Raw genomic sequence first — 26,787 nt, forward strand, 5'->3', positions numbered from 1 at the left:
GGAGGATTCCAGACCGTATCTACCGATGTTCGGACTGCCGGTACTGGCACTTCACCGGGTCCCATCACTGGACCAGTCAGAAGATCAAGCGGAGGCGGAACTACGGGAGGCGGGAAGCCGTCTCGGGGCACAGACGTAAGACGAGGGGAAAGGGCTGACGAGAACCAGTCCTCTCCCATTCCGCAGTGGGCATCGGCCCGTCATGCCTGGGCCACAGTTCCTGCCCGGCACGCACGAGCCGGCCTTGGACTTTCCTTCGCATTCCAGGGCCGGCGTTTCACTTTCAAACAGGAAGACGACGAGATGCGAAAAAAACTGAGCAGGGGAATGGTTGTGGCCGCCGCCGCGACGGGCATCCTGCCCATGTACGGTATCCAGGCGTACGCGGTCTCGCACTCCGAGGTTTCCGCCAGCGCCTGCGGCGAATCCAGCGGCGTGCAGGCCGCGGTGGATCCGTCCTACGGGGACTCGTGCACGAGCGGCCCGGCCTCCGGCTCCGGTGACGACCGCAAACATGCCGGTTACGACCACGACAGTGGTGACGTCGACAAGGCCGGTTACGGTGACGCGGGCAAGGACGAGGGCGCCGGTGGCGACTCCAAGACGCCGGGTGACCAGGGTGACGCCTCCTCCACGCAGGACTCCGCCGCGCCGTCGGTACAGACGACACCGCTGACGTCGTCGGCCACCGGTGAAGAGAGCGGATACGGCGACGACGACGCCGACCACGGCCACGACGAAAGTGGCTATGGAGAGGGCGACAGCGACGACGACAACGGTTACGGCCATGACGAAAGTGGCTACGGCGAGGAGGAAGGCGGCTACGGCGACACGCCGACGGAGAAGCCGCCGACGGAGACGAAGCCGCCGACATCACCGTCCACCACGCCGCCGAAGGAGACGAAGCCGCCGACCATGCCGCCTGCGTCGGCCCCACCGCACACCGAGCCCTCGACCGAGCCGCCCTCTCTTGCCGAGACCGGCAGTGACCAGCAGGTGCTCGCGGCTTCCGGCGTCGCCGCGCTGCTGCTGACCAGCGGCGCCGTCCTGTACCGACGAGGCCGGGCCGCGTCCCGCCGGTAGTGCAGCGCTCAGGGTGCCGGACGGACCACGTCCGGCACCCTCGTGCGTTCCGGCCTGCTCCCGGAATCACCCTGAACCTCCTCGGCCGCGGCTCACTCGTGCGGGTGATCGGGGTGTGCGCAGGCGAAGAACCCAGTCGACAGAGGGGGCATACATATGACTGGTCAACGGGGTGGATACGGATGAACGAGTGGCAGCGCACGCTCCGGCTGCCGCCGGTGAGCGGAGGAGAGGGACAGCCATGGCCGCTCGGCAACGGCGCCGCGGAAGATGGGCCGTGCACGTCGCGGCCGCTCTTCTCACGTCGGCCGTTCTGGCACAGGTACCCGGACTCGCCGTGGGCGCCGGGGTGGAAGAGGCCGCCGAGACGCCTGTTCCGATGACGCCGGTGCCGACGGCCCCGATGCCGACAGTCCCCGTGCTGACGGCCCCGATGCCGACAGTCCCCGTGCTGACGGCCCCGATGCCGACAGTCCCCGTGCCGACGGCCGCGGCGGCTCCCGTCGTCCCACCCGCACTGTCCGCATCCCCCGACCCGCAGCCCGCCCTAGGCGTCTACCTCCACTACAGCCCTCTCGGGGTGCTCCGTATGGCCGGGATCAGCCGGTGGCTGGACGGCCGCCACCTGCGCGTGGGGCGCACCTATCTGCCGGGCGACCGCTGGAGCAACATCGAAGGCGCCCCCGGCTTCCTCGATGCCTGGGCGAACTGGCGCCGGGAGAGGGCCGACCGGATGCTCGTCCTCAACGTGCCCATGCTGGAACGCAACGAGGAGGGCCTCTCCGACGCCGAGGTCCGTGGCCTGCTGCGCCGGGGCGCGGCCGGGGAGTTCGACCCGCACTACCGTCGTCTGGCCGAGCGGCTGGTCGACTTGGGGGTGCCGGACACCGTCCTCGTGCTCGGCTGGGAGATGAACGGCATCACGTACACCCACCGATGCGGGCCGGACCCGGAGGCCTGGAAGACGTACTGGAACAGAATCGTCACCACCATGCGCTCGGTGCCGGGTCAGAGGTTCCGGTTCGACTTCACACCGAGCCGCGGGCGGGACGCCGTTCCCTGGACCGAGTGCTATCCGGGCGACGCCACGGTCGACATCATCGGCATGGACGCGTACGACCAGCCGCAGGGGCTGTCCTTCGACGGACAGGTGACGGAACCGTACGGCCTGCAAAAGCACGTGGACTTCGCGAAGGAACACGGCAAGCCCATCTCGTATCCGGAGTGGGGCCTGTTCCGCAACGGCGACAACCCGGAGTACATGCGGCGCATGCTCGCCTGGATCGACGTGCACAAGCCGCTGTACCACTCGATCACCGACTACTGCCCGCACGGCGTGTGGCAGTGCGGGCGCAACCCGAAGGCGGCCGAGGTGTACCGGTCCGTGCTCTCCGGCAGCTCCGAGCCGGTGCCGGTGCCGGTGCCCAGTCCCGTGCCGACGCCCCGGCCGGCACCGACGGCACCGCCCCACCCGGAATGCTCGCCGCTGGACCTGGGCGACTGGGTCGAGCACTGGCTCGGCGGAAGGCTCTGCATCCGCTTCGACTGGTGGTCGCGCTTCCGGTGACGGCCCCGATGTCCCCACCGGCCGGACGGCGGCGGAAGGCTCAGGTCCTGCCGCCGCGCCGTTCCTTCCAGCCGCGCACCAGTGCCCTGGCCCGGGCGCGCGCGGCGACCTCGCAGATGACCACCGACATCAGCGGGGCGGTGCGCCGCCGGGCCAGCAGCAGCCGCTGGTTGACCACGGGGTCGGGGCGCCAGCGGCGCTTGTACGGTTCGTCGCCGCGCAGCAGGCTGAGCGTGCTGCGCTCACCGCTGACGGCGTGCCGGGTGCCGGCGTCCAGCAGCATCACGGCGATGTCCGCCTTCCGCTCGCGCAGCCGCGGATGGACGCCGTACAGATAGCAGCCCGCCAGGCGGGGCGACAGCAGCGTCAGGTCGACGGCCACCACCTCGCCGTCCAGCAGGAACTCGGTGACCACGGCATCTCCTGAGCGCACCAGCGCCACGGCCGCGCGCACGAGGTGCGCGGCGAACCGTTCCCGGAGGTGCTCCGCCGTCACGCCGCGGCCCTGCCACTGCAGCCGGTGCAGTGCGAGGAGCCGCCGCAGCGCCGCGCCCACCTCGTCGGGGGGCGCGGTCCGGCGCGTCACACCGAGCGCGGTCAGTCTGTGCAGGCGGGCCCGCGCCCGCCGGGCCTTCGCCCCGGGCAGCCGGGCCGTCAGCTCCTCCATCGGCACGGCGGGCAGCTCAAGGCACAGCGAGTCGCCCACCCGGCGGCGAGGGCCCCGCCAGTACGTGTAGACCCTCTCGGCCGCGCCGCCCGGACGGACCTCGCGGAGGTCGATCAGCGCGGTGCGGGCGGCCGCCGACAGTGCCTCGGCGAGCGCGGGCACCGCCCGGTCGGCGTGCTCGTCGTCGAGCAGCACGTCTCCGTAATCGGAGATCGCCCCGCCCAGCGGGACGAGCCGGGGCAGCACCCGTCCGACCCGCATCAGCGGTGCCGCCGCTCGCAGCTCGCCGCCGTCGCGCACCAGCACCAGCCGCAGCCGGCCGGGGTTTCCGTACGACATCCACCACGAGTGCAGCCAGGCGTGGCTCTGGAACGGAGTCGCCGCGGCACACCTGCGGTACAGGCGCTCCCAGGCGGGACCCAGCGCGGCGAACTCCCGCTCGTCGGTGCACAGCTCGGCCCGCAGCGTGCCGGCGTCGGTCCGCAGCAGCGCGCTCACAGCTGTTCCTGCGCGTCGGCGGCGGGGGCCGGAGCGGGCACGGTGGCCGGGCGGGCGCCCTCGGCGGCGGCGCGCCGGGGACGGATCAGCAGCGCGAGGCCGCCCAGCAGGCCGCCCGCGCTCGCGCCCACGAGGCCGGTCAGTGCCGGGGACGCCGAGGACGGTTCGGTGGGCTTGACGGCCCGGGAGAACGGCAGGAGTGCGACGTGCGTGGCGCCCTTGGCGTCGTCGGCGTGCCGGGTCAGCGAGCGGGCGACCGCGTTGGCCATGTCGGCGGCGAGACCGGCGCGTTCGGACGTGGCCGTCACGGCCACCATCGGCGCGTCCGGCGAGGTCGCCGACCGCACGCTCTCCCGCAGCATCCTCACCGGCACGCCCGCCCGCACCTGGGCGTCCCCGAGCACCGCGGGCTGCGTGGCGACCCGGCCGTACGCCTGGGCGAAGCCGAGCGCCGTCTGCTGGTCCGACGTCGCGGTCGGTACGGCGATGACGTACGCCGTGGCCGAGTAAGTGGGCGGCGTGAGAGCGCCGTACGTGCCTCCGGCGAGGCCTCCGGCGAGGGTGCCGGCCACCAGCAGGGACCACGGCGGCAGCGCGCTCAGGCGCCGGAGCGCCGGTCGCCGCCGGGTCGGGGGCGACGGGGGTGCGGCCTTGGAGGTGATGGAGGTCATCAGGGGGTCACTCCCAGGGAGGACGGGGACGAGCAGGAAAGGGCGGCCGCGTACACGTCCATGAGCCGTGCGGCGCTGCGCGTGATGCAGTAGTGGCGGGCGGCGGCCGAGGCGGGACGGGTCGGCGGGTGCGGCCGGCCGGCCCCGGCCCCGGCCCGGATCTCGGTCAGGGCGCGGGTCTCGGTCAGGGCGCGGGCGAACGCGTCCGCGCCGCCCCGCACCCGGCGGGCCCCGGCGGAGAGGCGCGGCGGGAGATCCTCGACGGCCGGACAGGAGGCGTACAGCACCGGCAGCCCCGCTGCCATGCCCTCCACGACGGCGAGGCCGAACGCCTCCTCGGGGCTCGGCGAGACCAGCACGTCCATCGCCGAGGTCAGCGACGGCAGGTCGGGGCCGGAGGTGCCGTCGGGCAGGTACGGCCGTTCGCCCGTGAACATCACCCGGTCGGTCACCCCCGCCCGTTGGGCGGTGCGCCGCAGCACGTTCTCCTGAGGGCCGTCGCCGACCAGCACAAGCCTGTAGTCACGGGGGAGCCGGGCGAGGGCGCCGATCAGGACGTCGAACCGCTTGCCCGCGGTCAGCCGGCCGATGCCGCCGACGACGTACACGTCGTCCGGCAGCCCCAGCCGGCGGCGGGTGCGTTCGCGGGCGACCGGGTCGAAGCGGAAGCGGGCCACGTCGATGCCGTTGGGCACGATCTCGATGCGCGGCGCGGGTACGCCCCAGCGCGTGAGCCGGTCGGCCACCGTGGGGGAGACCGCGACCGTGGCGCGGCCCAGCCTTTCGCTGGCCAGGTACAGGGCGCGCACGCCGGCGGTCAGGGCGCGGCCCTCCATCTGCGAGCCGCCGAGGGAGTGTTCGGTGGCCACCACGGCCCGGACGCCCGCCAGGCGGGCGGCGACCCTGCCGTACACGCAGGCCCGGTAGAGGTGGGTGTGCACGAGGTCGTACCGGCCGGACCGGATCAGGCGGGCCAGGCGCGGCACGGCGGTCAGGTCGCGGTTGCCGGCCATGCCCAGGTGGACGACACGGACGCCGTCCGCCGACAGGCCCTCGGCGACCGCGCCGGGGTTGGTGAGCGTCACGACGTCGCAGTCGACGGGCAGGTGGCGCAGCAGCAGCCGCAGTTGTTGCTCCGCACCGCCGACGCCCAGGCCGGTGATCACGTGCAGGGCCTTCAGCGCGGGCATCGCAAAGCTCACACCCCTTCGGCGGCACGGTGGCGCAGCCGGTGCAGCCCGCGCTTGAGGTGCAGCCGCCAGGCCGTGTCCCGCTCGCCGACGTGGACCCGGGGCAGGGCGAGGAGGCTCGCCAGGGGGCCGGGGTCGGTGGCACAGGCGTAGGCGTAGCCGGCCTTCTCCACGGCGTCGACGACGCGGCGGTCGACCTTCCCGTACGGGTAGCAGAAGCCGCTGACGGGAGCACCGGTCAGGTCGGATAGCAGGTCTCCACTGTCGTTCACCTCGGCGCGGAGCAGCGCGTCGTCGGCCCGGGTCAGGTCCACGTGCGTGAGGCCGTGCGAGCCGATCTCGATCCCCTCGGCGGCGGCCTGCCGGATGCCCTCCGCCGACAGCAGCGGCTTGCGCGGGCCGAGCGGGTCCCAGGCGTTGTCGCCGCCCAGCCTGCCCGGCAGCACGAACAGGGTGGCGCCGCAGCCGTGGCGGTGCAGCAGCGGCAGGGCGTGGGTGAGGAAGTCGGCGTACCCGTCGTCGAAGGTCAGCCCCACCAGATCCCGGCCCGCGCCCCGGGCGCGCGCGGCGAGCAGCTCCCGCACGCCGACGCCGCGCAGGCCCCGGCGGCGCAGCCAGCCCAGCTGCCGGTCCAGGCGGCGGGGCGAGACGGTGACGCGGTACGGATCCTGGGAGCAGTCGCCCACCGAGTGGTACATCGCCACCCACGGGGGAGGGCCGGGGGTGAGCGGGGGCGTGGCCGGTGCGGGGGCGGTGGAAGGGCCGCGGTCAGCGGAAACGGGCATGCGGAAGCCTCCTGGAGACGGTGCGCAGGGCGGGTGCGAGATGCTGCGCGCCCGAGGGCCGGGCGAGCAGGAGGAAGACGACGGTCACGGCCGTGCCACCGGCCGCGAGCCCGAGGGCGGGGGAGTCGACGCGGCCCGCGCAGAACCCGCCGACGCCGCAGGCGACGACCGCCGCGCGCAGCGGCTTGCCCATCCCGGTCAGCACCGGCCGCGTGCGGATCGGCACTCCGCGCGTCTTCATGCCGTACAGCAGGATCAGGGCGGTGAGGGTGATGCCGGCGGCGTTGGCCGCGGCGATCCCCGGCACGCCCCACGAGCCGACCGTCGCCGCGCCGATCCAGGACGTGGCGACGATCCCGGCGGCCATGGCGGCCACCGGGTACCAGGTGGGCCGCCCCGCCGAGAAGTACGACCGGACGAGCACGCCCACCAGTGCGTGGCCGAGCAGCCCGAGCGCGTACACGCGCATGACGGCGGCGGTGGCCGCGGTGTCCTGTGCGGTGAACGCGCCCCGCTGGAAGAGGAGCTGGACGAGGTGCGGGGCACACGCGACGACGGCCGCGGCGCCGAGCAGCACGACGTACGACACCACCGCGAGGTCGCGTTCGACGCGGTCGCGGGCCCGCTCGGTGTCGCCCTCGGCCAGCGCCTGCGCCACGACCGGAAAGGTGACCGTGCACAGCATCAGGGCGAGCACCATCGGCATCTGGCCCACCTTCTGGGCGTAGTTCAGGTGCGAGATGGCGCCGGCGGGGAGTGGGGAGGCCAGGAAGCGCTCGATGAGGACCTGTGACTGGCGGCACAGGGCGAAGAGCAGGACGGTGACGATGAGGGAGAGGTTCATGGCGCGCCGGTCCGGTGGGTCCGCCGCGTCCGCCGGGAGGACCGTCTGCCCGCGGTGCGACTGTCGCAGGACAGCGGGCAGTTGGGCGACGACCATGAGCGCGCCGCCCGCCGCGACACCGACCGCCGCCGCCCCTACGCCCCAGCGGCCGCCGAGACCGAACATCGCCGTGATGATGGCGGCGTTGTAGGCGACGTAGATGGCCGCGGGCGCGACGAACCGGCGGTGTGCGCGCAGGAACGCGCTGCAGAAGCCGGCGAGACCGAAGGTGAGGACACAGGTGCCGGTCAGCCGGGTGCAGTCCACCGCGAGATCCGGGTCGGGGATTCCCGGCGCCAGCGCCTCGACCACGTACGGCGCGCCGCAGACGAGCAGCGCCGACACGGCGGCGAACGCCAGCGACAGGCGGGGCAGCGTGCCGCGGACCAGGACCCGCACCGGGTCGCCCGCACCGTCCTGGGCGCGGCGGGCCACGGCGGCGCTGAACGCCGGTACGAGGACGAAGGCCAGCCCGTCCTCGATCAGCAGCGTCGCCGCGAACTCCGGTACGGTCCAGGCGATCAGGAAGGCGTCCGTGTCGCTCCCCGCACCGAAGAGGTGCGCCAGCGCCTGGTCCCGGCCGAGCCCCAGCAGCGCACCGGCCAGGGACAGGACGACGGTGACGAGGGCAGCCCGGGCGAGGAAGCCCTGCGAGACGGGTCCGGGGCCGCCGGTGTCCGTGCCGGCGCGTGCCGGGGGGAGCGTGGTGCCCCTGGCGCCGGTAGGGGTGATCGTCATCGTGCCACGGCCTTCCGGGAGGCGGCCGGGTCGTCACTCGCCAGCGCCCACCACGCCGTCAACCCGAAGCAGACGGCGGTGAGGACGGTTGTGGGCCCGCCGATGTCGGCGTACGCGAAGTCGATCAAATGCCAGATCAGCAGCCCGCAGGCCACCAGCGCGCAGTCGAGGCCGGGGCCGTCCGCCCTGCGCGCGCGGACCAGCCGCCGCAGCCCCAGCACCAGCAGGGCCAGCCAGCTTCCCGCCAGCGCCAGCAGCCCGACGAGTCCCTGCTCGCTGAGCACGAGCAGGTACATGTTGTGCGGCGACAGCAGCGGCTGCTTCCGGTACGCGGCGCCCGCGCCCTCCGTATCGCTGCCCGAGGACAGGGCCAGCGAGGCGTACCCGTCGCGGTGCTCGGGGAAGCCCTTGAGGCCGACGCCCGTCAGCGGCCGCTCGCGCCACATGCCCGTGGCCGCCGCCCACATCGTGTACCGGTCGGTGACCGACTGGTCGGGTGCGTCGGCGACCTGCCCGATGGTGCTCAGCCTCTCCTGGAGCAGGGCGGAGCCGACACCGAACCCGCCGACGAGGAGCACGGCGACGGCGGCCACGACCGCCCCCGCCGTCACCGCCCGCCGCAGGCCCGCCAGCGCCAGCTGCGCTCCGCAGGCCAGGGCGGTGGCGATCCACGCGCCCCGGCTGAACGACACGGCCAGCGGCACCACCAGCAGCAGTGCGCACACCACGGCCCACACCCGCCCCCGAGCTCTCGGCTCCGCTCGCGCAGGGAGGTGCCCCTTCCGTACCGGCGCGGGTCCCAGTGCCAGCCCCACCGCGCACACCAGCCCGAAGGAGACCACACTCGCCATCGCCATGACGTCGCCCGGCCCGAAGGTGCCGACGGCGCGGATCTCCTGGCCCATGTACGAGGCGCCGGTCCCGGTCGCGTACTGGTGCACCCCGACGGCTCCCTGCCACAGCGCGAGCCCCACCACCGCCCAGGCCAGCAGTCGGACGTCGCGCCGGTCACGGACGAGCAGCAGGACGGCGGCCGGGACGAGTACGAAGATCTGCAGACAGCGGGCGAAGCCGGTGACCGCCGCGCCCGGCACGGCGGCCCCCGTCGCCGCCACCGCGAACCCGACCACGGGCAGGCCCAGCACCACGGCGGCGGTACGCGACAGGGGGCGCCGCCGGTGGAGCAGCAGACGTACCACGCACCACAGAACCAGGACACCGGACGCGGCGTCCGCGGGGGTCGCGCCCCCCTCACCGTCCGGGGCGACGGGCACCGCGAGCAGGGCGATCACCGCCACCACCGGCAGGACGGGCGCCGCCTCGCGCGCGGCGGGCAGGGCGTACGCGTGACTCACCGGGCTTCAGCTCCCCGTCGGGCGGACCAGCGCGGCGACCGTGCGCAGCAGGATGCACACGTCCTGCCACAGCGACCAGTCGTCGATGTACGCGTTGTCGAACCGGGCGCGGTCCTCGATGGAGGTGTCGCCACGCAGTCCGTGGATCTGGGCGAGCCCGGTGATGCCGGTCGGCATGCGGTGGCGGGCGGCGTAGCCGGGGTAGCTCTCGCTGAACACGGCGACGAAGTACGGGCGCTCGGGGCGCGGCCCGACCAGGGTCATGTCGCCCCGGAAGACGTTCCACAACTGGGGCAGCTCGTCGAGCGAACTGCGGCGCAGGAAACGGCAGAAGCGGCTCATGTCCCGCTCGCCCGCCACGCTCCAGCGGGTGGCGGCCTCGTGCGCGTCGGACGGGCGATGGGTGCGGAACTTCAGCAGCGTGAAAGGGCGGCCGTCCTTGCCGACGCGCTCCTGACGGAAGACGACGCCCGGCCCGTCGCTGACCCGCAGCACGAGCGCGCAGGCCAGCAGCACCGGGCTGACCAGCAGCAGCAGGATCCCGGAGACCAGGACGTCGAGGGCGCGCTTGGCGGGGCCGCCGCGGTGTCGACGGGCCTCCAGGCGGCGGCAGGAGAAGCCGGCGATCCGCTCGCGCGGGCCCCGGTCGCCGGCCGTGCATCCGGCTTCGTCGTACGCGGCGCTCCTCGCCCGGTCGTACGCCGCCGCGTCCGCGTCCACCTCCCACAGCGTGCAACCCGACTCGGCCAAAGCCCGCAGCAGCGGCCCGCGTTCGCCCGCCGGGCCCACGACGAGCACGGCCTGTACGCCGTTCTGGATGACGGCCCGGTGTACCTCCTCGTCGGTGCCGAGCACCGGCAGTCCCTCGCCGCAGGCCGGGCCGTCGGCGAGGACGCCCACCGGCCTGAGGCCGCATCCAGGGTGGCGCAGGAAGGCGGCGGCCACGCGCTGGGCGGTGGCGGCAGGACCCACGACGAGGGCGGCGGCGGGGTGGCGGACCAGTGCCCGGCGGCGGCGCCAGTGCACCATGCCGCGGCCCGCGCAACTCGCCGCCCACTGCACGGCGCAGCCGGTCAGCAGCGTACGGACGGACAGGGCATGCGCCGGGAAGAACGCCGCGACCAGCGCCGCGAGCACGCACCAGCTCACCGTGATCCGGGCGCAGACGGCGGGGAGCTCGTCCAGTGCGGCGGGCACGGCGGCGGGGCGGTACAGCGCCGCCCGTGCGTTCAGACAGAGGACGGCGAGCAACAGGGGCCCGGCCAGCAGGGGGTGGGGGAGTGCGGGGGCGGCGGCGAGTGCGGCGGCCGCGTCCGCGGCGAGCAACGGCATCCCCGGAGCGGGGCGCGCCGTGGGGCGTTGCCCAGCGGGGTGCCGCAAGCCGTCGGCGGTCCCGCGCGGGGGAATGACCGAGACGGGCGGCAATCCGTGCTCCGGTGGCTGGCTGCCGGGGGGAGCGACGGTACGTTCGGCGGTCACGAGCGGATGGACTCCCTGCACTCGGTGTATTCCGCGCGGTGGGTCACCGTGCGCCCGGCGTCGAGGAGTTCGCGGTAGAGGGCCGCGACCGCCTCGGCCGAGTGCCGCACGTCGTGCGCGGTCAGTACATGGCGGCGCCCCTGGTGGCCGAGCGACTCCCGCAGCGGCGGATCGAGCAGGACCCTCGTGAGCGCGTCGCCCAGCGGGCCCGGTCGGCCGGCGGGCACCAGACAGTGCGCCCGGTGACCGGGCGGCAGGCTCTCGCGCGCCCCGGCCACGTCCGTGACCAGGACGGGACGCCCGCACGCCATCGCCTCCAGCGGGGCCAGCGCCATGCCCTCCCAGCGCGACGGCAGCACCACCAGGTCGGCCGCCTGGTACCAGGGGACGGCATCGGCCACGGCCCCGGCGAACAGCACGCCCTCGGGCGCGCGGTGCCGCAGCCGCGCTTCCTCCGGCCCGTCCCCGACGAGCGCCAGCCTGGCCCCGGGAACCCGCCGCAGCACCGAGGACCATGCCTCGAGCAGCACGTCCTGCCCCTTCTGCCGGCACAGCCGTCCCACGCAGACCACCAGCGGAACGGCCGGATCGAGGCCGGTGAGCGGTTGGAGGGCGGCTCGTGCGGTGGTGACGGCGGTGGGGTGGAAGCGCGCCGGGTCGATGCCGTTGGGGATGACCCGCCAGTGGGCGCGCACTTTGGCGCGCACACCTCGCTCGCGTTCCGCCTCGCTGACGCACACCACACGGGCGGCCCACCGTGCCCCCCACCGCTCCCACGCCACGGCGGCCACCGCCGTGACCCCGCCGACCGCCTCGAACGCCCAGGCGTGCGGCTGGAACACCGTCGGGATGCGCCCCCGTACCGCCAGCCGGGCCGCGAGCCCGGCCTTGGCACTGTGCGCGTGCAGCACGTCGGGCCGGACCTCGTCGACGACGCGTGCGAGCCGGCGCACCTCACCGGGGAGCGACCGTCCCGGCGCCCGCGTGGCGGGCCAGTTCCGTACGCTCGCACCGAGTTCCCGCAGTTCCTGTGCGAGGCCGCTCTCGGGGCACGCGACCGTGACGCCGAAACCGGCCGCACGTTGCGCACGCACCAGCTCGGTGACCACGCGGGCGACTCCGCCGTCCACCGGCTGGGTGACATGGAGGACGCGTGGCGAAGCCGCCCGTGTCGCGCTGCGCGACGAGCCCGAAGACCGGCCGGTCATCACCGTGCGGGACGACGTGGAAGGTGACCGCCCCGCCCTGACGGGCCGTCGGACAGGTGGATCCCCGTGCGTGTCGCAATGGAAAGACCCCGGGCGTGACGCATGGCCGGCGTTGCCCTTTCGCGATGACATCAACTTCTCGGGCTGAATCAGGACACATCACTCTATCTCGGAACTTCTCTTTTATTGGGAAATGGTGACACGTGTGTCGAAACCACCCTGACCGGCGCCGGGTTGGCGTCCTGATGGCAAGGCAGGGGCGCGCCGTGCCAGTGCCGATGCGGTCCCGGTCTCGCGAGGCGCAAGGCCGCGGGGCACTGCCGTGGACGCCCCGATCACCGCGGTCGGGGCCCGGTGAGCGCCCGGTATCGCGGCTGGTCCACGGCCGGTGCCACGGGCTTCATGGCCTCCCGTGTTCATCCCGCGTTCATAGGAGAATGAGAAACCCAGATAAGACATGCCCTTCATTCGGGTGAGCTTGCGCGCGGGGACCGGAATTTTCTGTGCGCGGAGTTTCCGCGGCGTCCAGGGATCGTTAGAGGCGGTGAAGCAATTCCCCCTGGTGACTTTCCAGTTGCCGAAGAAAGGAACACGATGAAGTCTCTGAAGGCTGCCGCCGTCATCGCCGGGTCCATGGTCGTGGCCGGTGTCGCCGCTCCCGCCTTCGCGCTGGACCTCGCGGTGGGCAAGCAGGACGTCACCGGTGTGGTGAACCAGCTTGCCAAGGACCCCTCCGACCTGGCGCTGCTGGACCAGGCGAATGTGCTCGACGAGCAGACGAGCGGTCTGTCGGGCGCCGTCGAGGACGCGAAGACCACCCTGACCGAGCAGGCCAAGGGTCATGTGCTGGACGGACGCACCCTGCAGGTCTGAGCGGTTCGGGCGTCCCTTCGTCTCAGGTTTTCGCCCGGATATTCAATTCGGGCTCTCTGCTGGACTTGCGTAGCGGGCGCTTGTGACCGTCCAGGGCCGATTCCGTCGCGTGCGGGATCGGCCCTTGGGCTGTGTTCCACATGGCTGGCAGGTGTCCGTCGTGACGAGAGGAGACATACCGTTGCGAACCAACAGACCATTCCGGTGTCCATCGGTACACGATGAGGCGGGGCCCGCTGACGACCGTCCGTCAGCCGTCGTCGGCCTCCCGCGCGCCACAGGACGGCGGCGGGTGCTGTGGGGGCTGTCCGCATCGGCGGTCGGCGGGGTGTTCGCGCCGTTCCTGGTGGCGTCGAGGCCGGCAGGAGCGGAGGAAGCGCGGTTCGCCGAGACGTATCGCGGGCGCCGCATCGTCGGCGTCAGGGAGGGCGACTGGCGGTCCGGGCGCGACGGCTCCGGCGCGTGGCACGTCACCGTGGACGGGCGACCGCTGCATCTGATGCGACGGGCGGACGGCAGCTGGATGAGCATGGTCGACCACTACTGCTCGTATCCGACCCCACTCGCCGCCGCGCGCGCGGCCGTCGACGAACTCGGTCCCACCGAACAACTGGGCGCGCCGGACGACGGGGGCAGCGGAGTGGAGCCCAGCCGCACGCCGGGCGGAGGCAAGGCAACCGAGGGAGATCACCACCATGGTGTACACACGTAGGGACGTCAGCACCCTCACCCGGTCCGAGCGGCGCCGGTTCGTCAACGCGCTGCTCGAGGTCAAACGCCGCGGCGAGTACGACGAGTTCGTGCGCACACACATCGAGTACTACGTCTCCGACGGTGAACGCGGGCTGCGCACCGCCCACATGGCACCCTCCTTCCTGCCCTGGCACCGCAGGTTCTTGCTGGACCTGGAGGACGCGCTGCGCCGGGTCGACGACTCGGTGACCGTGCCGTACTGGGACTGGACGCGCAACCGCACCCCCACGGCCGTACCGTGGACCGACGACCTGCTCGGCGGCACCGGGCGCCCGTCCGACCGGCAGGTCATGACCGGCCCCTTCGCCTACCGCAACGGCAAGTGGACCATCAAGGTCGGAATCACCCAGACCGAGTTCCTCAGGCGCGACCTGGGCCGCTCCCGGGACCCGATCGCCCTGCCCAAGGCCGACGATGTGGAACGGGCCGTCGACGACCCCGTCTACGACACGGCTCCCTGGGACTCCACGTCCGCCAAGGGGTTCCGCAACAAGCTGGAGGGGTGGGGGCGAGGTAGGGGCGCCGTTTCGTGGCACACCCACAACCGGGTCCACCGTTGGGTCGGCGGCCACATGGTCGGCGGCGCCTCCGTCAACGACCCCGTCTTCTGGATGCACCACGCCTTCGTGGACCTCCTCTGGTCCCGCTGGCAGCGGCGGCACCGGGGCGCCCGCTACCTCCCCGCGAAGCCGCTCCCCCGGGGCGACGCCCAGCGCGGCCGGATCGTCGCACGGCACGAGAAGCTGCCGCCGTGGGACGTGACACCCGCCGAACTGGAGGACCACAGTGGGATCTACCGGTACGCCTAGAGCCTTCGTTCGGTTTCAGCCCGACTCCGAGTGACAGTGTCTGGCCGCCCCGTGGGCCCCGAGTGATCCGGAAGACGGTCCCTGGCCGCACGGCATCGCACCGGACGTCCGCGGCGATCGAGGCCCACGTCTGCCGCCTGCGGACCGGGCTGTCAGCCGAGGAGAGCCCGCGTCCTGCGGTGTCCCACGTCTGCCGCCTGAGGACCGGGCCCAGGCCCGGGGCCCGGCCCGAATCGGCCCGGCCCAGGCGTGTTCCGCCCCGACCGTGCACCGCATCCTGGGCGGGCCCGACCGTGCACCGCATCCTGGGCGGGCCCGGCCTGAACCGCCGGGCCTCGCTTGACGGGCCCGCTGGCCGGCCCGCCCGCCGCTGCGAGCGGGCTCGGGAGGGCGAGCTGATCCACGTCGACATCAAGAACCGGGCGGCACCCCCGACGGTGGCGGCCACCTCGGCATGGATGGCCGCACCGCTTGGCGGCCCTCCTCCACGCCTGCCACCGCCGCCGCCACACCGCACTCGGCGACCCTCACCGATCAGCCACGTCGACAACTCCGCAGGTCGATACACGCGCCGGCGACAGGAGCCGCACAGACGAACCGGCCAGGCAGGCCGGGATGTTCTCGCTCCCTGGCCGTAGTACGTCGCGTAGCTGGCGCGGGAGACGTAGCCCGGGTGTGGCGTGGCCAGGCGGCGGGGGCCGTGCGCATCGGATGGTCGACGGGCAGCGGCTCGATGGCGAAGACGCTCTCGCCGGCACGTCCTCCTTGGAGAGGACGAGAGGGGACGAGCTCCGCGCCGACCTTGAAGGCGCGCTCCTCGGTGAGGTTCTGGCCCCGGCGCTGACCCGCATGCCGAAGGCGAGGCCGACCTGGGCCACGCGGCTCCCGATCTTCCCCAGGCCGAGCAGTCCGAGGCAGCGGCCACGCAGGGCGGCGCCGAGGGTCGACTGCCAGGGGCCGCCGGTGCGCAGGGCGGCGCTCTCCTCGACGATGCCGCGGGCCGGGCGAAGCAGCAGGGCACGGCACGGGGAGCGGCGGGCCGAGGGGCGGGGAGGGGGCGGGGGCCAGGTCAGTTCGGCGGGCGGGGGGGGAGAGAGAGAACCCGCCATGCCGCGCACGGTGAGGCCGTGCGCCTCGGCCGCCGCGTGGTCGATGACCGAGTTGCGCCTGCCTGAGGCGACGAGCGGCTTCAGCCGGGGGCAGGGGACGCGGTCGCGCCGGGCCACGACGATGTCGAAGTCGGCGAGGGCCGCGGCCAGGATGTCCGCGTCGTCGATGTGGGTGCCGAAGAGGACGACGTCCACGGCTTCCGCGGCCGGTGACCGGTCGGCGATCTCGGTCGCCGCGTTCTGGAAGTCGTCCGGTACAGCGCAGCGCAGCCGTGCGTCGGTCCTCCCCATGGCCATCCCGCCGGTCCGCGGCTGTGGCGCCCCCGGCAGGACTCGAACCTGCGGCCAAGCGCTTAGAAGGCGCTCGGTCTGTTCGCCTTGGGCCGATCGCTGACCTGCGCAGCAACCTCCCTTCGTGGCGCCTCTTCACCTGCCGTCGACACGCATTCGACAGGGCACGAAACCGGAGCCGGTCTATGGCCGCCGGTAGGCCGAGGGGGCGATACCCGCTTCCGGCGTCCTGCTGAACGATACGAAGGCGGGGTGCTCAGGGTCTCCCACCTGCATGAGCGCGAAGAGATCGAGGTCATGGTTCGCGAACCTGTGGAGGTACTGGAGGAACAGCTCCAGCTCCTCGTCCGACAGCCGCTCACCGTGCCGCTCGTTTCGCATGAGGGCACGATACGAGCGGAAAGGGTGTGCCTCGACGCCGGGCTGGCCTGCTAGCGGCTGATCGGGATCTCGTAGACGATCTCGCAGTGCGCGGCGGGCACGATGATGTCCGCCGTCTCGACCGGTCGTCCCTGATCGCTGTAGTACGTCCGGCGGATGTGCGTAACGAGTGCGGACTTCTGGATGCCCAGGAGTGAGGCTTCCTCGGCGGTCGCCTGCCGGGGCTCCGGCTGCTCCACGGCGTGGCTGACGGTGACGCCGATCGCGGCCATACGGTTCACGACACCCGCCCCGGCGTGCGGCCCTCCCTCGGGGAGGACGACGAGCGTGCCGCCGGTGAGGTCGTACGGCTCCCAGCTCGTCGACAGTTGCACGGGCCTGCCGTCGGCCAGGAACTCGTACGTCGTCCGGACGCACAGCTCGCCCTCGGTGATGCCGAGCCGCGCCGCGATGTCCGCGGGCGCCGGCACCTTGGCATCGGTCCGGCTCTCCCAGTCCCCTTGCCTGCCCAGGGCCTTCATGTCTGCCCGGAACGGTGACCCGTCGGGCCGCTCGCGTGCGGACGACCTGACCATGCGCACACGCTGCCGAGGCTCCGCGACGTACGTGCCCGAGCCCGCGCGGCCCTCCAGCACGCCCTGGGAGATCAGCAATTCCTGAGCCCGCCGCACCACGTTCTCGCCGACCCCGTACTCCTGGCCGATCTGGGCGCGGGACGGCAGGCGGTCCCCCGGCTCCCATTCGTGCTCCGCGATCCGCCGCCGGAGTTCGTCGGCGACGCGGAGATAGGGCGGCTGCTCAGGCATATGGAAAATCTAGTCCACTAGCTCTAATCTAGTTAACTAGCTTTACTCAACGTGATCACCGGTGACGGAGGCTGCCCTGTGCCCGCTTCGGGAGTTAGCGCGGCGGCCATCGCCGCCCGGCTGTCCGCCGTCGGGCTCTTCACCCGCGTGGAGGAGCACGACCGGTACACGACGGTCGCAGCGGAGGTGCCGGAATCGCTCTCCGCCGACTTATGGCGGGAGGTCCTCGAAGTGGTGGCCGAAGCCGATCGGTTCGGCCTCCACGCCACCAGCCTGAACGACCGCACCCTCTGGGCGGTCGTACGCAGAGCGGTCCCCGCGACGGGCGATGTCGGGGGACCGGACCATCAGCGATAGGAGCTGAACAGCGTGCTCAACCGTATCCGCCGTGCCGCCTCGCTCACCAGAGTGCGGTTCTTTGCCAAGGGCAGGCACCGCCGTCCTTTAGCGCCCCACCGACCGCCGGCCGTTCCCGATTCCCTAGCGCCCACCGACGCGCTGACGGCCACCCACGGCCAGGCCCTCGATACGGCGAACCGCCGGCACTCGCTCCCGGGCGAGGACGTCGCGCTCGTCCGCCCGTACGTGCTGGCCTGGGAGAAGACGCGTTCACTGGTCGTCGCTCCCCGTCTACCGGCTGAGGCCTGGTCGGCCCTCGTGGGGGTCCACGAATGACCCGTCACCTACAGCCTCACATCACCGACGCCGCGGAAATCCCCTACCGATCGACCGCATGCAGGATCGGCACGCATGCCACCTGCGCGGAATCCTCCCCGGTCTCGTCGCCGGTCGACCTCCCGGTGATCTACGAAGCGTGCGGCTGCCCCTGCCATTCGATGTCCGACCGGTCCACGTGCGCGGAGGTGAGGCAGTGATGGACAGGCTCCCCAGGAGCGCACTGGCCTCCAACATCGAGGTGACCGCGGCCACGGTGCAGCGCGGCGACGTCATCCAACTCGGCGGCCGGGCCTACCGGGTGCAGGACCTTTTCCAACTTCCCCAAGGCGCCAAGCAACTGCTCTTCGAGTCGGGCGAGCTGCTGACCATACACACGCGTACCCGACTCGCCGCCGTGCGGATGATGAGAAGGCGGTGACGGGTCCGTGTCCCCGCGCCATCACGACATCGCCGACGACCTCCGGCACCAGATCACGACCGGCCGCATCAAGCCCGGCGAACGCCTGCCGTCCGAGGCCGGCCTGGCCGACCGGTACAAGGTCAGCACGGTGACACTGCGAAGCGCCCTTGCCGTCCTTCAGGGCGAAGGCCTCGTCGAAAAGATCCACGGCAAAGGCAACTTCGTCCGTCGCCCACTCCGCAAGATCGTGTACGTCGGTGGATGGGGGACGCTGGACCCGTGGACGGCCGCTGAAGCGGCCCTGCGCGTCAGCATGCGCAGCACCACTGTCCAGGCGCACGGGCATCTGACGACCTTGCTGAAGGTGCCGACGGGAAGCCCTCTCGCAGAGTTCGTCTGCATCAGCTACGAGGGGGAGTCACCACACGGACTGGCACGCATCTACACCCCGCGGGACCTTGCACCGGCCGGGGTGCTCGACGACGAACCTCCGTACCGTGAGGAGGCCGCGAGATTCGCCGTCCTCAGTGCGTCGCCAGCTGCTGTCCGGGAGACGGTCTGTGCCCGCCCGCCGACACCGGACGAAGCGTCGACCCTCCGGACCACCTCCACGGCGCCCGTCCTCGCGATCACACGCGTTGCGACCGACCCCACCGGGCGAGTCGTCGAGGCCGCGCACCTGGTGTTCCCGGGGGACCGCGTCGACGCCGTCTTCACCACCGACCACCTGACCGATGAGAGGCAGGCGCAAGCATGACGGCACCGAACGAACTGCGACTCCTCCCGTGGACGGGACTTGAGGGCAAGCCCTGCTACCTGAGCACCGACAACAGGGGTGGCTACATGTCCCGCCTGGCGGACAACATCGAGGCAACGCAACTGGGGACGGCAGCCGAGTTGCTGGACCAGGCCTCGGAAACCCTCGACGACGAGGACGCCGGCCCGGAAGACGTGCGACGGCTGGCGCAGGAACTGACCGGGGCTCTGCGAGACGTGCTCCGCGTGGCGACCAGCCGGGGCACCTCTTGGCGGTGAGCGTGCATCACCGTCCCTGAGAGGGCGGCAGCGTGCGGCGATGGCTGGCGGCGCGCTCCCGTTCCATCCCGACGGGGAGAGGAACCCGGGCACGATCCTGGGGTCCCCTCCCCGTTTTGTCATGGTGGCTCATATGCTTTTGGACACGCGAAGCGTATCCATAGGAAGCCTGTCCATAGACAGTCCATGGCGAGCTGACCATCGCATTAGGAGTTCGATCTGTTTCCACCCCTGCTGCTGTTGTCGACTGGTGCGACCGCCGGACAGGAACGCTGGTGTACGGCTCCGTTCGGCGTCGTGGATGTCAGAAGCCTTCTGATCCGTAGCACGGTCATACCGGTTGCTCGGGCCTTGTCTGAGGGGGGGGAGGTCGGGGAGGGTGCTGGGGTTGCTGTCTGGTAGCTGTACAACTGCCGCAGCTTTGCGGGCGTAAGCGAGGTTGTTGCGGCTGGTCGGGGTGTCAGGGGGCGTCGCCCAGGACCTGCTCGCATTGGGCGAAGGTGGCCCCAGCAGGGGGATGGTGCGGGCTTTGTGTCCGGCGGGAGCCTTGCCGGGACGACCGCGACCGCCCGCCCGGGAGTGACGCAGCGGCGTGGAATCGCTCGCGAAGACGTCGGAACCTGATCGGCAGTCGGTGCGGTGCCGCTTCAGACGACGGAAGACCAGTTGGTGACCGAGAAGGGGAGCGCCGGGCATATTCGGGGGCGCTGCAACTGGTGCGGGCCGCAATCGAAGACACCCACATTCGTCCAGAGGAAGAACTGGTACGGGTTTGCGGGAAGTCCGCGCACCGCGAAGCGTCCCGAAGCATTCTTGATTTCCTGCTGGTGCAGCCCCAAGGAATCCCTGTACTCCGCTTCCAGCAGGAAGTTGCAATCTTGTACTCCGGACGAAAAGCTCGCACGCAGCCCTCCGGGCTCGGTGCCGTTACCGAGATCGATCTTCTTGTACGAGAAGTACGGCTTGCCGAAGTAGTCGTCGGGGCTGAGTGAGTAGGGCGTCTTCGGCTCGGAGAGATTGAAATGAATTCCGTCGTAGGCGCCCCCGCCCTCGGGACGGACCAGGATGACCGTCTTCGCGGCGGCGGGGCCGCATCTCACATCCTTGGCCCTTATGCCGGTAATCGTCAGGCCCGCCGATCTGTCGCTGAAGAGATCGATGAGCCACGAGGACGAGTATCCGTCGGACTTGTCCCAGCCAGGGTCCTCAAGGCCGTGGCCACCGTGGGTCGCGGCCAGTTCTTCTACCTCCCCGAAGTCGGGGCTGTCGTCAGCGCCGGATTCCAGGAAGATGGCTGTCTCGGTACGGGTCAGCGGGCGATCCAGTACATAAGCCCTGTAGAGCGGGTCCGCGTCCACGCGAGTGGATGCCGTGAAAGCTGGACCCTCACGGTCGAGGTTCTCCTCGACCTCCTTCGAGTGGCGTGTCATCGGCTCGGTCGCGAAATAGTCGAGAGTGGCCGGAACGAGCCAGGCGAGAAGGCCAATGACGGCGCCGCTCGCCAGAGTCCACAGGACCCTCCGTCGTCTCTGTCCTGGCGGGCTCTCCAGCATGCCTGGCACGAGAGCCTCGGCGATCAGTTCGCGCCGACGTAGCCTGGGCGGACTCGGGTCGGGCGCTGCCGCCGCGGAGGAGGAAGTCGTCGCGCCTTGGGCCGACGCGGATGGAGTGGCCGCCGGAGCCGGGGCGATGCCCGTGCTCTGCGGGGCTGATACGGGCCCGGAAGGCAGTGCGGCCCCGGTAGGTGGTGCGGAGTGCGTGTTGCTCGTGGCGGAGGAGGTCGCTGTCTCCGGGTCCGTACCGTGCATGGCGCCCTCGCGGGGAATCGACCGATGGGAAGTGGCCCTCATGATGCCCGCTGACCGGGATGATGCTCAACGGCCCCCTTCGCGGGCGCCAGGTTCCGCGAAGTTCTCCGTCCGGCCCACTGCCGCGCCACGCCTACCTAACCGCCCCTCCGTATGGGTCCCGCCGTGCCATCGTGAAGCGGCGCAGGGCGTCGGGGAGCGGGGTGATGCTGACATCGGGGGACGTGGGGAACCGGGAGGTGGATCCTAGCCCTCCCCGGCGGCACCTTTGCCTCCAGCCGCTAATTCGCCGAGGACATCACCGAGCCGGCGACTCGGTGTGGCGAGTGACAGACAAAGTCACTCGCCACCCACTCGCGATCAGTGACACACAACTACAGAGACCCGGACATAATGGGACTGAGCCCGGGTCTCTGTATCGGGCACTCTCGCTGGTCAGCGGGTTTATCACGCTGTCCGAGCTGGAGTGCCCCCCTGCGGGATTCGAACCTGCGCACACGGCTCCGGAGGCCCCTTGACGGCAGCACGCGCAGCAGGTGAGGGGCCAGGACGGGGCCTCCATCCCTCGGCGAGTCCACGGATAGTCCACCGCCTGCTTGAGCACCGCCCCACTTTCATCCGCCCTGTGGCCGGCTGCCACTGCAAGCAAGCTGAAGTGAACACGACACTAAGAATCAGCCAATAGTCGTTTTTCAGACAGTTGCAGTGCGACTTGTTGATCCTCTTAAGACCATGTGCACGCTGTGAGAACATGTCACCCGCACATGCATCCCAGGGGGGGAGGAATAGTGTCCGTTTCGCTGTTTCCAGGTGTAGGGGCCGGCACTCTTCTTGAGTCGACGCTCCTCGCAGAGGACCGGTCGATGCGTATCGGAGCGATCCATCGTCTTGACTACAACGAGGCGATCGTCCTCACGCACGACAAGTGGAAATTCGAAGCTGGCGGTATTCCGCAGTACACATTCCTTCTTGCTACGGCGCGCGACATTGATGGGGACTCCCATGATGACGACGAAGTGCTGCTGCTGCGTGTGGATGGAACTGCTCCGCTTGCGATGGAATCGGACTTGCATGCAGTCCGAGAGGAAGCGCTGCGAGCTGCGTTGTCGAGTAATGGCGACGCGTCTCCCTCTGTCGTCTTGGACGTAAACCTCGATCCCTTCACGAAGAATCGAGTTTCATTCACTGGTCTCCGGTGTCGGATCTTGGGGACCTTCTATGAGACAGATGTCGACGGCAGTAAGCGCCTTGATTTTGGCGCGGATGTTGATAACTTCTACGCCACGTCGACGTATCGAGTCCTGAAGCCAATCGGGGATGGGCTATCGGAAATTGCCTCATACCTGAAGCCTTCCGAGAAAGACGTGGAACGTGTACGCATTGGCGCTGTGCGATACTCGGCTACGCGTCGGCGTGCTAAGGCAGCTAAGCAAGACGACTCGGCCGTAACGGTCAATATTCACGACTTCATCGGCACTAAAACCGGCCTGCTCGGCATGACCCGTATGGGTAAATCCAACACAGCGAAAATCATCATTGCTCGAACTTTTGTCGTGTCTGAGCGGCGGCGGGCCAACGGGGAGGGACCGATTGGTCAACTGATCTTCGACCCTCAGGGTGAGTACGCGAATCCGAACACGCAGGATGGGACGGAGATTGCGGCGATCGGTGACAAGCACGTCCGCATCTTCAAGTTCGGGGCCGATGGTACACAGCCGCATGTTCGGCCGCTTGGCATTAACTTCTTCGATCCAGACCAAGTCGGGGCCGTCCAGGGGTTGATCGCCGACAAACTGCGGTCCGACGGGTCGGCTGGCTATATCAATGACTTTGCGGTAACCAGGTTCACGGATGTCCAAGGGGACTTCGGTGAGACGACGCGTGCACAGAGGGGACGATTGATTCTGTACGCGTCGCTCATTCGCGCCGGCTTTGCGCTCCCCAAGTACAACGCCGGGACCACTCGCCCATTCTCGGTGCTTGTCGCGATGAAGGAACCGCTGCGCGATGCTGTCGAGCAAAAGAACAGCGATAGGAAGCTCTTCACTCCGGCAGGGAAGACTACCTTCGCGGTGAAGGGTAGCGATATCCGCGACGTGGTGGACGCAATCATCGAGTTGCGAAATGCCGGTGACGCTGAAGCCGTAAAGTTCTGTGATGATGTCCGCTGGACTTCTACTGAGCCTATCTACACAGGGCAAACCGGGCAGTCCGGAAACGTTCGAGGATGGCGAAACCTGCTGGATTTGAAGGAATTCCATAACGAGGCGACGCAAGCTGATCCCGCCGAGGAAATCTACGCGGAGTTGACTCAGGGGAGGATTGTTATCGTTGACCTCCACGTCGGTGCTCCTCCCATCGTCAAAACGCTGTCGGAGAACATTACGCGTCGACTCTTGGCAAAGCAGACGTCAGTGTTCACTTCTGGAGCCGTGCCACCCTCGATTCAGGTGATGCTTGAGGAAGCGCATAACCTGTTCTCGTCAGATAAGTACAAGGACGATGGCGATGTGTGGGTGAAGCTTGCCAAGGAAGCAGCCAAGCTAAACATCGGCATGACCTATGCAACACAGGAAGTATCCGGTGTAGCGCATCAGGTGAAGGCTAACACCGCGAACTGGGTCGTGGCGCATCTGAACAACACCAAGGAACTGCAGGAGCTGGCAAAGTTCTACGACTTTGGTGCCTTCGCTCCGGCGATTCTTTCCTCCGAGGATCGAGGATATGTACGCCTGAAGACCCTGTCTTCTCCGTATATCGTTCCGGTTCAGATCGACAGGTATGACGCACACCTGGTGAACGAAGCAAGGGCGGCGGCGGGCGACCCGCCTTTGGCGCCTAAGAACTAGAAGGCCTAGGTTCTCCATGCCATACGAGACTGTGAATGGATCCCCGGAGCGAGCATCACGGGTAGGTCACACAACTGCAGCGCTGCGTGCTCTGGCGGATAAGGCGACTTTCTACGTCCCTGCCGAGGAAGTAGGAGATCTCCAGTGGCTTGTCCCGAAAATTCAGCGTGCCGGGACGTTCCCGTCGCCCTCCGCGGGAACGCAGCTCACATCGGCGATTGCTATCGATGGATCGCGGATAACTGAACGCGTTCGCGACGGGCTACCGTCCGTCGTGTATGGGTACGCTCAAGCGGCTGCGGCTTATGTTGACTTGGATGCCATGGAGTTCCAAAAGGCGGCCCGTTTCGTCGACCCCGTTGCGATTGAGCAGGCAGTGAACACCGCGCTGGTCTCACTAGACCTGCCCGTCGCTGGGGCCTACAGCCGACCAGGAATTGGCATCAGTACGTCTTGGAGGGAAAATCTCGATCGTATATTCAGAAGCAAGAAAGTCGAGGTCAATCGACTCAATCAGTCTCTCCTCGATCTCCTCTTTCTGCTTCATGGGCAGCCAGGGAAGCCAGCTGTCGAAGTACCAGTAAACTGTCCGTCCAGCGAGTGCAGTGCCAAGGATGTTGCAATTCCCTTCCGTGGGGGAAGCTGCCCTTTGTGCAAGGAACCTCTGTACCCAACGGACGTCCTGCGTATTCATGAGGAAGTCACTGAGGAAGGCACCAACGAGTCGGCTCTCGGTCGACTGATGTCCGTGCTGGAGCTACTGGTCCTTGTCGGGCTGACTAGCCTGCTTTGGCAGCAGTCACGGAATGAGCTGCTGTGTTCCACGCTGTTTATCGTGGATGGCCCCCTGGCTATGTACGGACCGCCGGCTAAGCTCCGTGGCCGCGCTCAGGAATACTTCCAGGCGATGGCCTCAACCACTCCTGGACACGGACCGTACATCTGTGGCCTAGAAAAGACGGGCGCAATGGTTGATTACGCTCGTCAGCTTGCCCGTCATGACGTACTTCAACCCGGTGACTTGCTTGTCTGCGACCAAGAAGTCGTCAAGGTCATAACGAATACGGACAATCCGGCTGCTTACGGAAAAGAAACTTACTGGGGGCGGAAGTTCGTCTATCGGGCAAAGGATGGTCGCATCGTCGTACCAACCGTCATGCCTGAGCGAGGCGCTGCGTATGACGCTGGGGGAGGACAGCCTGGTCCTGCTGGCTACCCGACCTTGCCGGCCATCCTGGACGTCATTGATCGGACAGGGTCATCCATGTACCAGGATGGAATTATCCCAGTTGCTGTGGCACATGGTAAGGCGGCTTTCCCCATCGGTGTCGGTACCGACGTGTTGAGGCTAGTTGCGGAGCACAAGCTAGGCTTGGGTAACGCGTCAACAGCGAGCCCGTAGCGACGAAGTGGGAGGGGCTGCATGAGCTCGGTGAGAGCTTCAGGTGTTTCCGAAGTCTGGCCCAGCGCGCCCGACTTGCCGTCGCATAACGCACGGCTTGCAGCAATTCCGAGTGCGCCACGCAGTATCCCCGGTCGGTCAACGGCTGATCTGGAAGTGGGCTGCATCACGCATCCTCTCGCTTTGGGGAGATATCAGACTCCACTTCGGTATCCAGGCGCGAAGACTGGTTTGTCGAGTCTTATTAGCCAATTGATCGAGGCTGCGAAAAAGTCCTCTCAGACTAGAAATGTAGATCTCCTCGTCGAGCCGTTTGCTGGTGGCGCCTCCACCTCTCTACGGCTTGTTGGGGCAGGAATTGTAAATCGCATTCTCTTGGCTGATGCGGATCCACTCGTCGCAGCATTTTGGCAGGTTGCTGCTTCCGACACGGAAAATCTCGTAGACAGAATGACCGAGGAGTACGCTCTTTACGTCAGTAAGGGTGGCGTGACGGCTCTAGGTCGCTGGGATTTTTGGCGTTCTTGGATTCCGACTCCCGGGATGTCGGAGTCAACGGCACGTTTTGAGACGGCCATGAAGTGCCTATTCCTGAACCGGACCACCTTTTCAGGAATCCTGCATGGAAGTGCTGGACCGATCGGCGGACGTCGGCAGCAGTCAAAGTATTCGATAGGTTGCCGATATAACGTGGAAGCATTGTCCGAGCGCATCCGGTATGTGGGGCAACTATACGACGCTAATCGTCTGGTCGACGTGTGGTGCAAGGACTGGAAGGACACCCTCGCTGATATTCCAGAATGGTATGCAGATCTAATTCCAGATCGTGTCCTAGCTTACCTTGACCCCCCCTATCTGGAGAAGTCGCAGAAGCTCTATCAGACGTCTTTCGAAGCGCAGGGATATTCGAACGCCCCTGTGGCGGATTTGCAGTGGAATGATAATCTCCTGCATTATCGCCTGGCGGAGTATCTGAATCATCGGATGCAGTTTCGATGGATTCTCTCCTATGATGCTAAGCCGGAACTTTTTCTAGATCGCGGGCTTTATGCCGCGAACCGCATGGACCCGGATCGCACTGAAAGGGAACTGCTCGGAGTTAAGCGATGGAATATCGCCAAACGGGTGGTTACCCTGCGGTATACGGCCTCGGCGCGACAAGGTCGGGGGGCGGCAGAAGAGGTTCTTATTACGACTCTCCCGCCTTCCACGGTCCCATTGAATGATGACTTCCGGCCTGTCGACTCCATACTCAGTGGCGCGAAGACTGCCTCTAGCTAGTGCTTCCGGCGCAAGGTCGGCGGAACGGCTTTGGGCTGGAGTTTCAATGACCGAGTCAAGGCTGCGGTCGCTCTCCACCCGTGAGGGCGGCACCTCGTCCCGGAGATCGTCTGGGCCTCAGCCGACGAAAGTCAGCCACGACGGCGGGCACGTCGACCGATAAGGTGCGCGTGTGTCTCGCTGTAGCC

Annotated in this window: 23 protein-coding genes and 1 pseudogene; 12 read left to right on the forward strand and 12 right to left on the reverse strand. The window is 69.0% G+C overall.

Annotation, left to right across the window (positions count from 1 at the left end):
* The first annotated feature begins 327 nt into the window (after positions 1 to 327).
* Both AB0K92_RS10280 and AB0K92_RS10285 read left to right on the forward strand, forming a co-directional pair.
* On the forward strand, positions 328 to 1,083 hold the full coding sequence (locus tag AB0K92_RS10280; RefSeq protein WP_365921269.1) for an LPXTG cell wall anchor domain-containing protein: 756 nt from the start codon (positions 328 to 330) through the stop codon (positions 1,081 to 1,083).
* A gap of 241 nt (positions 1,084 to 1,324) precedes the next feature.
* The gene (locus AB0K92_RS10285) at positions 1,325 to 2,650 is read left to right on the forward strand and encodes a glycosyl hydrolase (protein ID WP_365921271.1); all 1,326 of its coding nucleotides are present in this window, start codon (positions 1,325 to 1,327) and stop codon (positions 2,648 to 2,650) included.
* Between the two features lie 40 nt (positions 2,651 to 2,690).
* Here the strand turns inward: AB0K92_RS10285 and AB0K92_RS10290 are convergent, their stop codons facing one another.
* From AB0K92_RS10290 to AB0K92_RS10325, 8 genes are all read right to left on the reverse strand, one after another.
* A complete protein-coding gene (locus AB0K92_RS10290; protein WP_365921370.1) occupies positions 2,691 to 3,806 on the reverse strand; it encodes a GNAT family N-acetyltransferase in 1,116 nt (371 codons plus the stop codon).
* 5 nt (positions 3,807 to 3,811) lie between these two features.
* Entirely contained in the window at positions 3,812 to 4,486 is a 675-nt protein-coding gene (locus tag AB0K92_RS10295) for a lipopolysaccharide biosynthesis protein (RefSeq protein WP_365921273.1), read from the reverse strand.
* Positions 4,486 to 5,676: a glycosyltransferase gene (locus AB0K92_RS10300; RefSeq protein WP_365921275.1), complete on the reverse strand. Its 1,191-nt coding sequence runs from the start codon at positions 5,674 to 5,676 to the stop codon at positions 4,486 to 4,488. Before AB0K92_RS10300 ends, AB0K92_RS10295 begins: the two co-directional genes overlap by 1 nt.
* A gap of 8 nt (positions 5,677 to 5,684) precedes the next feature.
* Positions 5,685 to 6,374 carry a polysaccharide deacetylase family protein gene (locus AB0K92_RS10305; protein WP_365921372.1) on the reverse strand — a complete coding sequence of 230 codons (690 nt, stop codon included), beginning with the start codon at positions 6,372 to 6,374 and terminating at the stop codon, positions 5,685 to 5,687.
* Between the two features lie 70 nt (positions 6,375 to 6,444).
* The gene (locus tag AB0K92_RS10310; protein WP_365921277.1) at positions 6,445 to 8,082 is read right to left on the reverse strand and encodes a lipid II flippase MurJ; all 1,638 of its coding nucleotides are present in this window, start codon (positions 8,080 to 8,082) and stop codon (positions 6,445 to 6,447) included.
* The gene (locus tag AB0K92_RS10315; RefSeq protein ID WP_365921279.1) at positions 8,079 to 9,437 is read right to left on the reverse strand and encodes an O-antigen ligase family protein; all 1,359 of its coding nucleotides are present in this window, start codon (positions 9,435 to 9,437) and stop codon (positions 8,079 to 8,081) included. Before AB0K92_RS10315 ends, AB0K92_RS10310 begins: the two co-directional genes overlap by 4 nt.
* 6 nt (positions 9,438 to 9,443) lie before the next feature.
* On the reverse strand, positions 9,444 to 10,916 hold the full coding sequence (locus tag AB0K92_RS10320; protein ID WP_365921281.1) for an exopolysaccharide biosynthesis polyprenyl glycosylphosphotransferase: 1,473 nt from the start codon (positions 10,914 to 10,916) through the stop codon (positions 9,444 to 9,446).
* Positions 10,913 to 12,124: a glycosyltransferase gene (locus tag AB0K92_RS10325; RefSeq protein WP_365921283.1), complete on the reverse strand. Its 1,212-nt coding sequence runs from the start codon at positions 12,122 to 12,124 to the stop codon at positions 10,913 to 10,915. The genes AB0K92_RS10320 and AB0K92_RS10325 overlap by 4 nt, the downstream gene beginning before the upstream one ends.
* Before the next feature lie 594 nt (positions 12,125 to 12,718).
* On the opposite strand from AB0K92_RS10325, the gene AB0K92_RS10330 reads away from it, so the two are divergent.
* The 3 genes from AB0K92_RS10330 to AB0K92_RS10340 all read left to right on the forward strand — a co-directional run bounded on the left by AB0K92_RS10330 (position 12,719) and on the right by AB0K92_RS10340 (position 14,559).
* Positions 12,719 to 12,997, forward strand: coding sequence for a hypothetical protein (locus AB0K92_RS10330; RefSeq protein WP_365921285.1), 279 nt, complete (start codon positions 12,719 to 12,721; stop codon positions 12,995 to 12,997).
* A gap of 292 nt (positions 12,998 to 13,289) precedes the next feature.
* Positions 13,290 to 13,709, forward strand: coding sequence for a tyrosinase family oxidase copper chaperone (locus AB0K92_RS10335; RefSeq protein WP_365921286.1), 420 nt, complete (start codon positions 13,290 to 13,292; stop codon positions 13,707 to 13,709).
* On the forward strand, positions 13,693 to 14,559 hold the full coding sequence (locus AB0K92_RS10340; protein ID WP_365921288.1) for a tyrosinase family protein: 867 nt from the start codon (positions 13,693 to 13,695) through the stop codon (positions 14,557 to 14,559). Before AB0K92_RS10335 ends, AB0K92_RS10340 begins: the two co-directional genes overlap by 17 nt.
* Before the next feature lie 527 nt (positions 14,560 to 15,086).
* Here the strand turns inward: AB0K92_RS10340 and AB0K92_RS10345 are convergent.
* From AB0K92_RS10345 to AB0K92_RS10355, 3 genes and pseudogenes are all read right to left on the reverse strand, one after another.
* Positions 15,087 to 15,965 (reverse strand): annotated as a pseudogene (locus tag AB0K92_RS10345) (NAD(P)-dependent oxidoreductase).
* A 177-nt stretch (positions 15,966 to 16,142) separates the two neighbouring features.
* Positions 16,143 to 16,340, reverse strand: a complete 198-nt coding sequence (locus AB0K92_RS10350) for a hypothetical protein (RefSeq protein WP_365921290.1) — start codon at positions 16,338 to 16,340, stop codon at positions 16,143 to 16,145.
* A 50-nt stretch (positions 16,341 to 16,390) separates the two neighbouring features.
* Entirely contained in the window at positions 16,391 to 17,146 is a 756-nt protein-coding gene (locus AB0K92_RS10355) for a GntR family transcriptional regulator (protein ID WP_365921292.1), read from the reverse strand.
* Between the two features lie 78 nt (positions 17,147 to 17,224).
* Between AB0K92_RS10355 and AB0K92_RS10360 the strand changes: the two genes are divergently transcribed.
* From AB0K92_RS10360 to AB0K92_RS10375, 4 genes are all read left to right on the forward strand, one after another.
* On the forward strand, positions 17,225 to 17,503 hold the full coding sequence (locus AB0K92_RS10360) for a hypothetical protein (RefSeq protein ID WP_365921294.1): 279 nt from the start codon (positions 17,225 to 17,227) through the stop codon (positions 17,501 to 17,503).
* Positions 17,504 to 18,020: 517 nt separating this feature from the next.
* Entirely contained in the window at positions 18,021 to 18,242 is a 222-nt protein-coding gene (locus tag AB0K92_RS10365) for a hypothetical protein (RefSeq protein ID WP_365921296.1), read from the forward strand.
* Positions 18,243 to 18,249: 7 nt separating this feature from the next.
* On the forward strand, positions 18,250 to 18,981 hold the full coding sequence (locus AB0K92_RS10370) for a GntR family transcriptional regulator (protein WP_365921298.1): 732 nt from the start codon (positions 18,250 to 18,252) through the stop codon (positions 18,979 to 18,981).
* Positions 18,978 to 19,259: a hypothetical protein gene (locus AB0K92_RS10375; protein WP_365921300.1), complete on the forward strand. Its 282-nt coding sequence runs from the start codon at positions 18,978 to 18,980 to the stop codon at positions 19,257 to 19,259. The genes AB0K92_RS10370 and AB0K92_RS10375 overlap by 4 nt, the downstream gene beginning before the upstream one ends.
* Positions 19,260 to 19,906: 647 nt before the next feature.
* On the opposite strand, the gene AB0K92_RS10380 is transcribed toward AB0K92_RS10375, so the two are convergent.
* Positions 19,907 to 20,812 (reverse strand): hypothetical protein, encoded by a 906-nt coding sequence (locus tag AB0K92_RS10380; protein ID WP_365921302.1) that lies wholly within the window; start codon positions 20,810 to 20,812, stop codon positions 19,907 to 19,909.
* A 1,043-nt stretch (positions 20,813 to 21,855) separates the two neighbouring features.
* Between AB0K92_RS10380 and AB0K92_RS10385 the strand changes: the two genes are divergently transcribed.
* Genes AB0K92_RS10385 through AB0K92_RS10395 form a run of 3 tightly spaced genes read left to right on the forward strand, consistent with a single transcriptional unit; the run spans position 21,856 to position 26,599 of the window.
* Complete coding sequence (locus AB0K92_RS10385; protein ID WP_365921304.1) at positions 21,856 to 23,916, forward strand: DUF87 domain-containing protein; 2,061 nt, start codon at positions 21,856 to 21,858, stop codon at positions 23,914 to 23,916.
* A 16-nt stretch (positions 23,917 to 23,932) separates the two neighbouring features.
* Positions 23,933 to 25,318 carry a hypothetical protein gene (locus tag AB0K92_RS10390; RefSeq protein WP_365921306.1) on the forward strand — a complete coding sequence of 462 codons (1,386 nt, stop codon included), beginning with the start codon at positions 23,933 to 23,935 and terminating at the stop codon, positions 25,316 to 25,318.
* Between the two features lie 21 nt (positions 25,319 to 25,339).
* The gene (locus AB0K92_RS10395; protein WP_365921308.1) at positions 25,340 to 26,599 is read left to right on the forward strand and encodes a DNA adenine methylase; all 1,260 of its coding nucleotides are present in this window, start codon (positions 25,340 to 25,342) and stop codon (positions 26,597 to 26,599) included.
* Positions 26,600 to 26,787 lie beyond the last annotated feature (188 nt).

The sequence above is a fragment of the Streptomyces sp. NPDC052687 genome (assembly GCF_040678395.1).
Lineage (GTDB): Bacteria > Actinomycetota > Actinomycetes > Streptomycetales > Streptomycetaceae > Streptomyces.

What these genes read in the sequence shown, in the direction of transcription:
- AB0K92_RS10285 (WP_365921271.1), top strand. Translation starts at nt 1,325, where the DNA reads ATGGCCGCTCGGCAACGGCGCCGCGGAAGATGGGCCGTGCACGTCGCG.
- AB0K92_RS10390 (WP_365921306.1), top strand. Translation starts at nt 23,933, where the DNA reads ATGCCATACGAGACTGTGAATGGATCCCCGGAGCGAGCATCACGGGTA.
- AB0K92_RS10355 (WP_365921292.1), bottom strand. Translation starts at nt 17,146, where the DNA reads ATGCCTGAGCAGCCGCCCTATCTCCGCGTCGCCGACGAACTCCGGCGG.
- AB0K92_RS10330 (WP_365921285.1), top strand. Translation starts at nt 12,719, where the DNA reads ATGAAGTCTCTGAAGGCTGCCGCCGTCATCGCCGGGTCCATGGTCGTG.
- AB0K92_RS10375 (WP_365921300.1), top strand. Translation starts at nt 18,978, where the DNA reads ATGACGGCACCGAACGAACTGCGACTCCTCCCGTGGACGGGACTTGAG.
- AB0K92_RS10280 (WP_365921269.1), top strand. Translation starts at nt 328, where the DNA reads ATGGTTGTGGCCGCCGCCGCGACGGGCATCCTGCCCATGTACGGTATC.
- AB0K92_RS10395 (WP_365921308.1), top strand. Translation starts at nt 25,340, where the DNA reads ATGAGCTCGGTGAGAGCTTCAGGTGTTTCCGAAGTCTGGCCCAGCGCG.
- AB0K92_RS10305 (WP_365921372.1), bottom strand. Translation starts at nt 6,374, where the DNA reads ATGTACCACTCGGTGGGCGACTGCTCCCAGGATCCGTACCGCGTCACC.
- AB0K92_RS10365 (WP_365921296.1), top strand. Translation starts at nt 18,021, where the DNA reads ATGGACAGGCTCCCCAGGAGCGCACTGGCCTCCAACATCGAGGTGACC.
- AB0K92_RS10380 (WP_365921302.1), bottom strand. Translation starts at nt 20,812, where the DNA reads ATGCTGGAGAGCCCGCCAGGACAGAGACGACGGAGGGTCCTGTGGACT.
- AB0K92_RS10340 (WP_365921288.1), top strand. Translation starts at nt 13,693, where the DNA reads ATGGTGTACACACGTAGGGACGTCAGCACCCTCACCCGGTCCGAGCGG.
- AB0K92_RS10300 (WP_365921275.1), bottom strand. Translation starts at nt 5,676, where the DNA reads ATGCCCGCGCTGAAGGCCCTGCACGTGATCACCGGCCTGGGCGTCGGC.
- AB0K92_RS10295 (WP_365921273.1), bottom strand. Translation starts at nt 4,486, where the DNA reads ATGACCTCCATCACCTCCAAGGCCGCACCCCCGTCGCCCCCGACCCGG.
- AB0K92_RS10325 (WP_365921283.1), bottom strand. Translation starts at nt 12,124, where the DNA reads ATGACCGGCCGGTCTTCGGGCTCGTCGCGCAGCGCGACACGGGCGGCT.
- AB0K92_RS10310 (WP_365921277.1), bottom strand. Translation starts at nt 8,082, where the DNA reads ATGACGATCACCCCTACCGGCGCCAGGGGCACCACGCTCCCCCCGGCA.
- AB0K92_RS10350 (WP_365921290.1), bottom strand. Translation starts at nt 16,340, where the DNA reads ATGCGAAACGAGCGGCACGGTGAGCGGCTGTCGGACGAGGAGCTGGAG.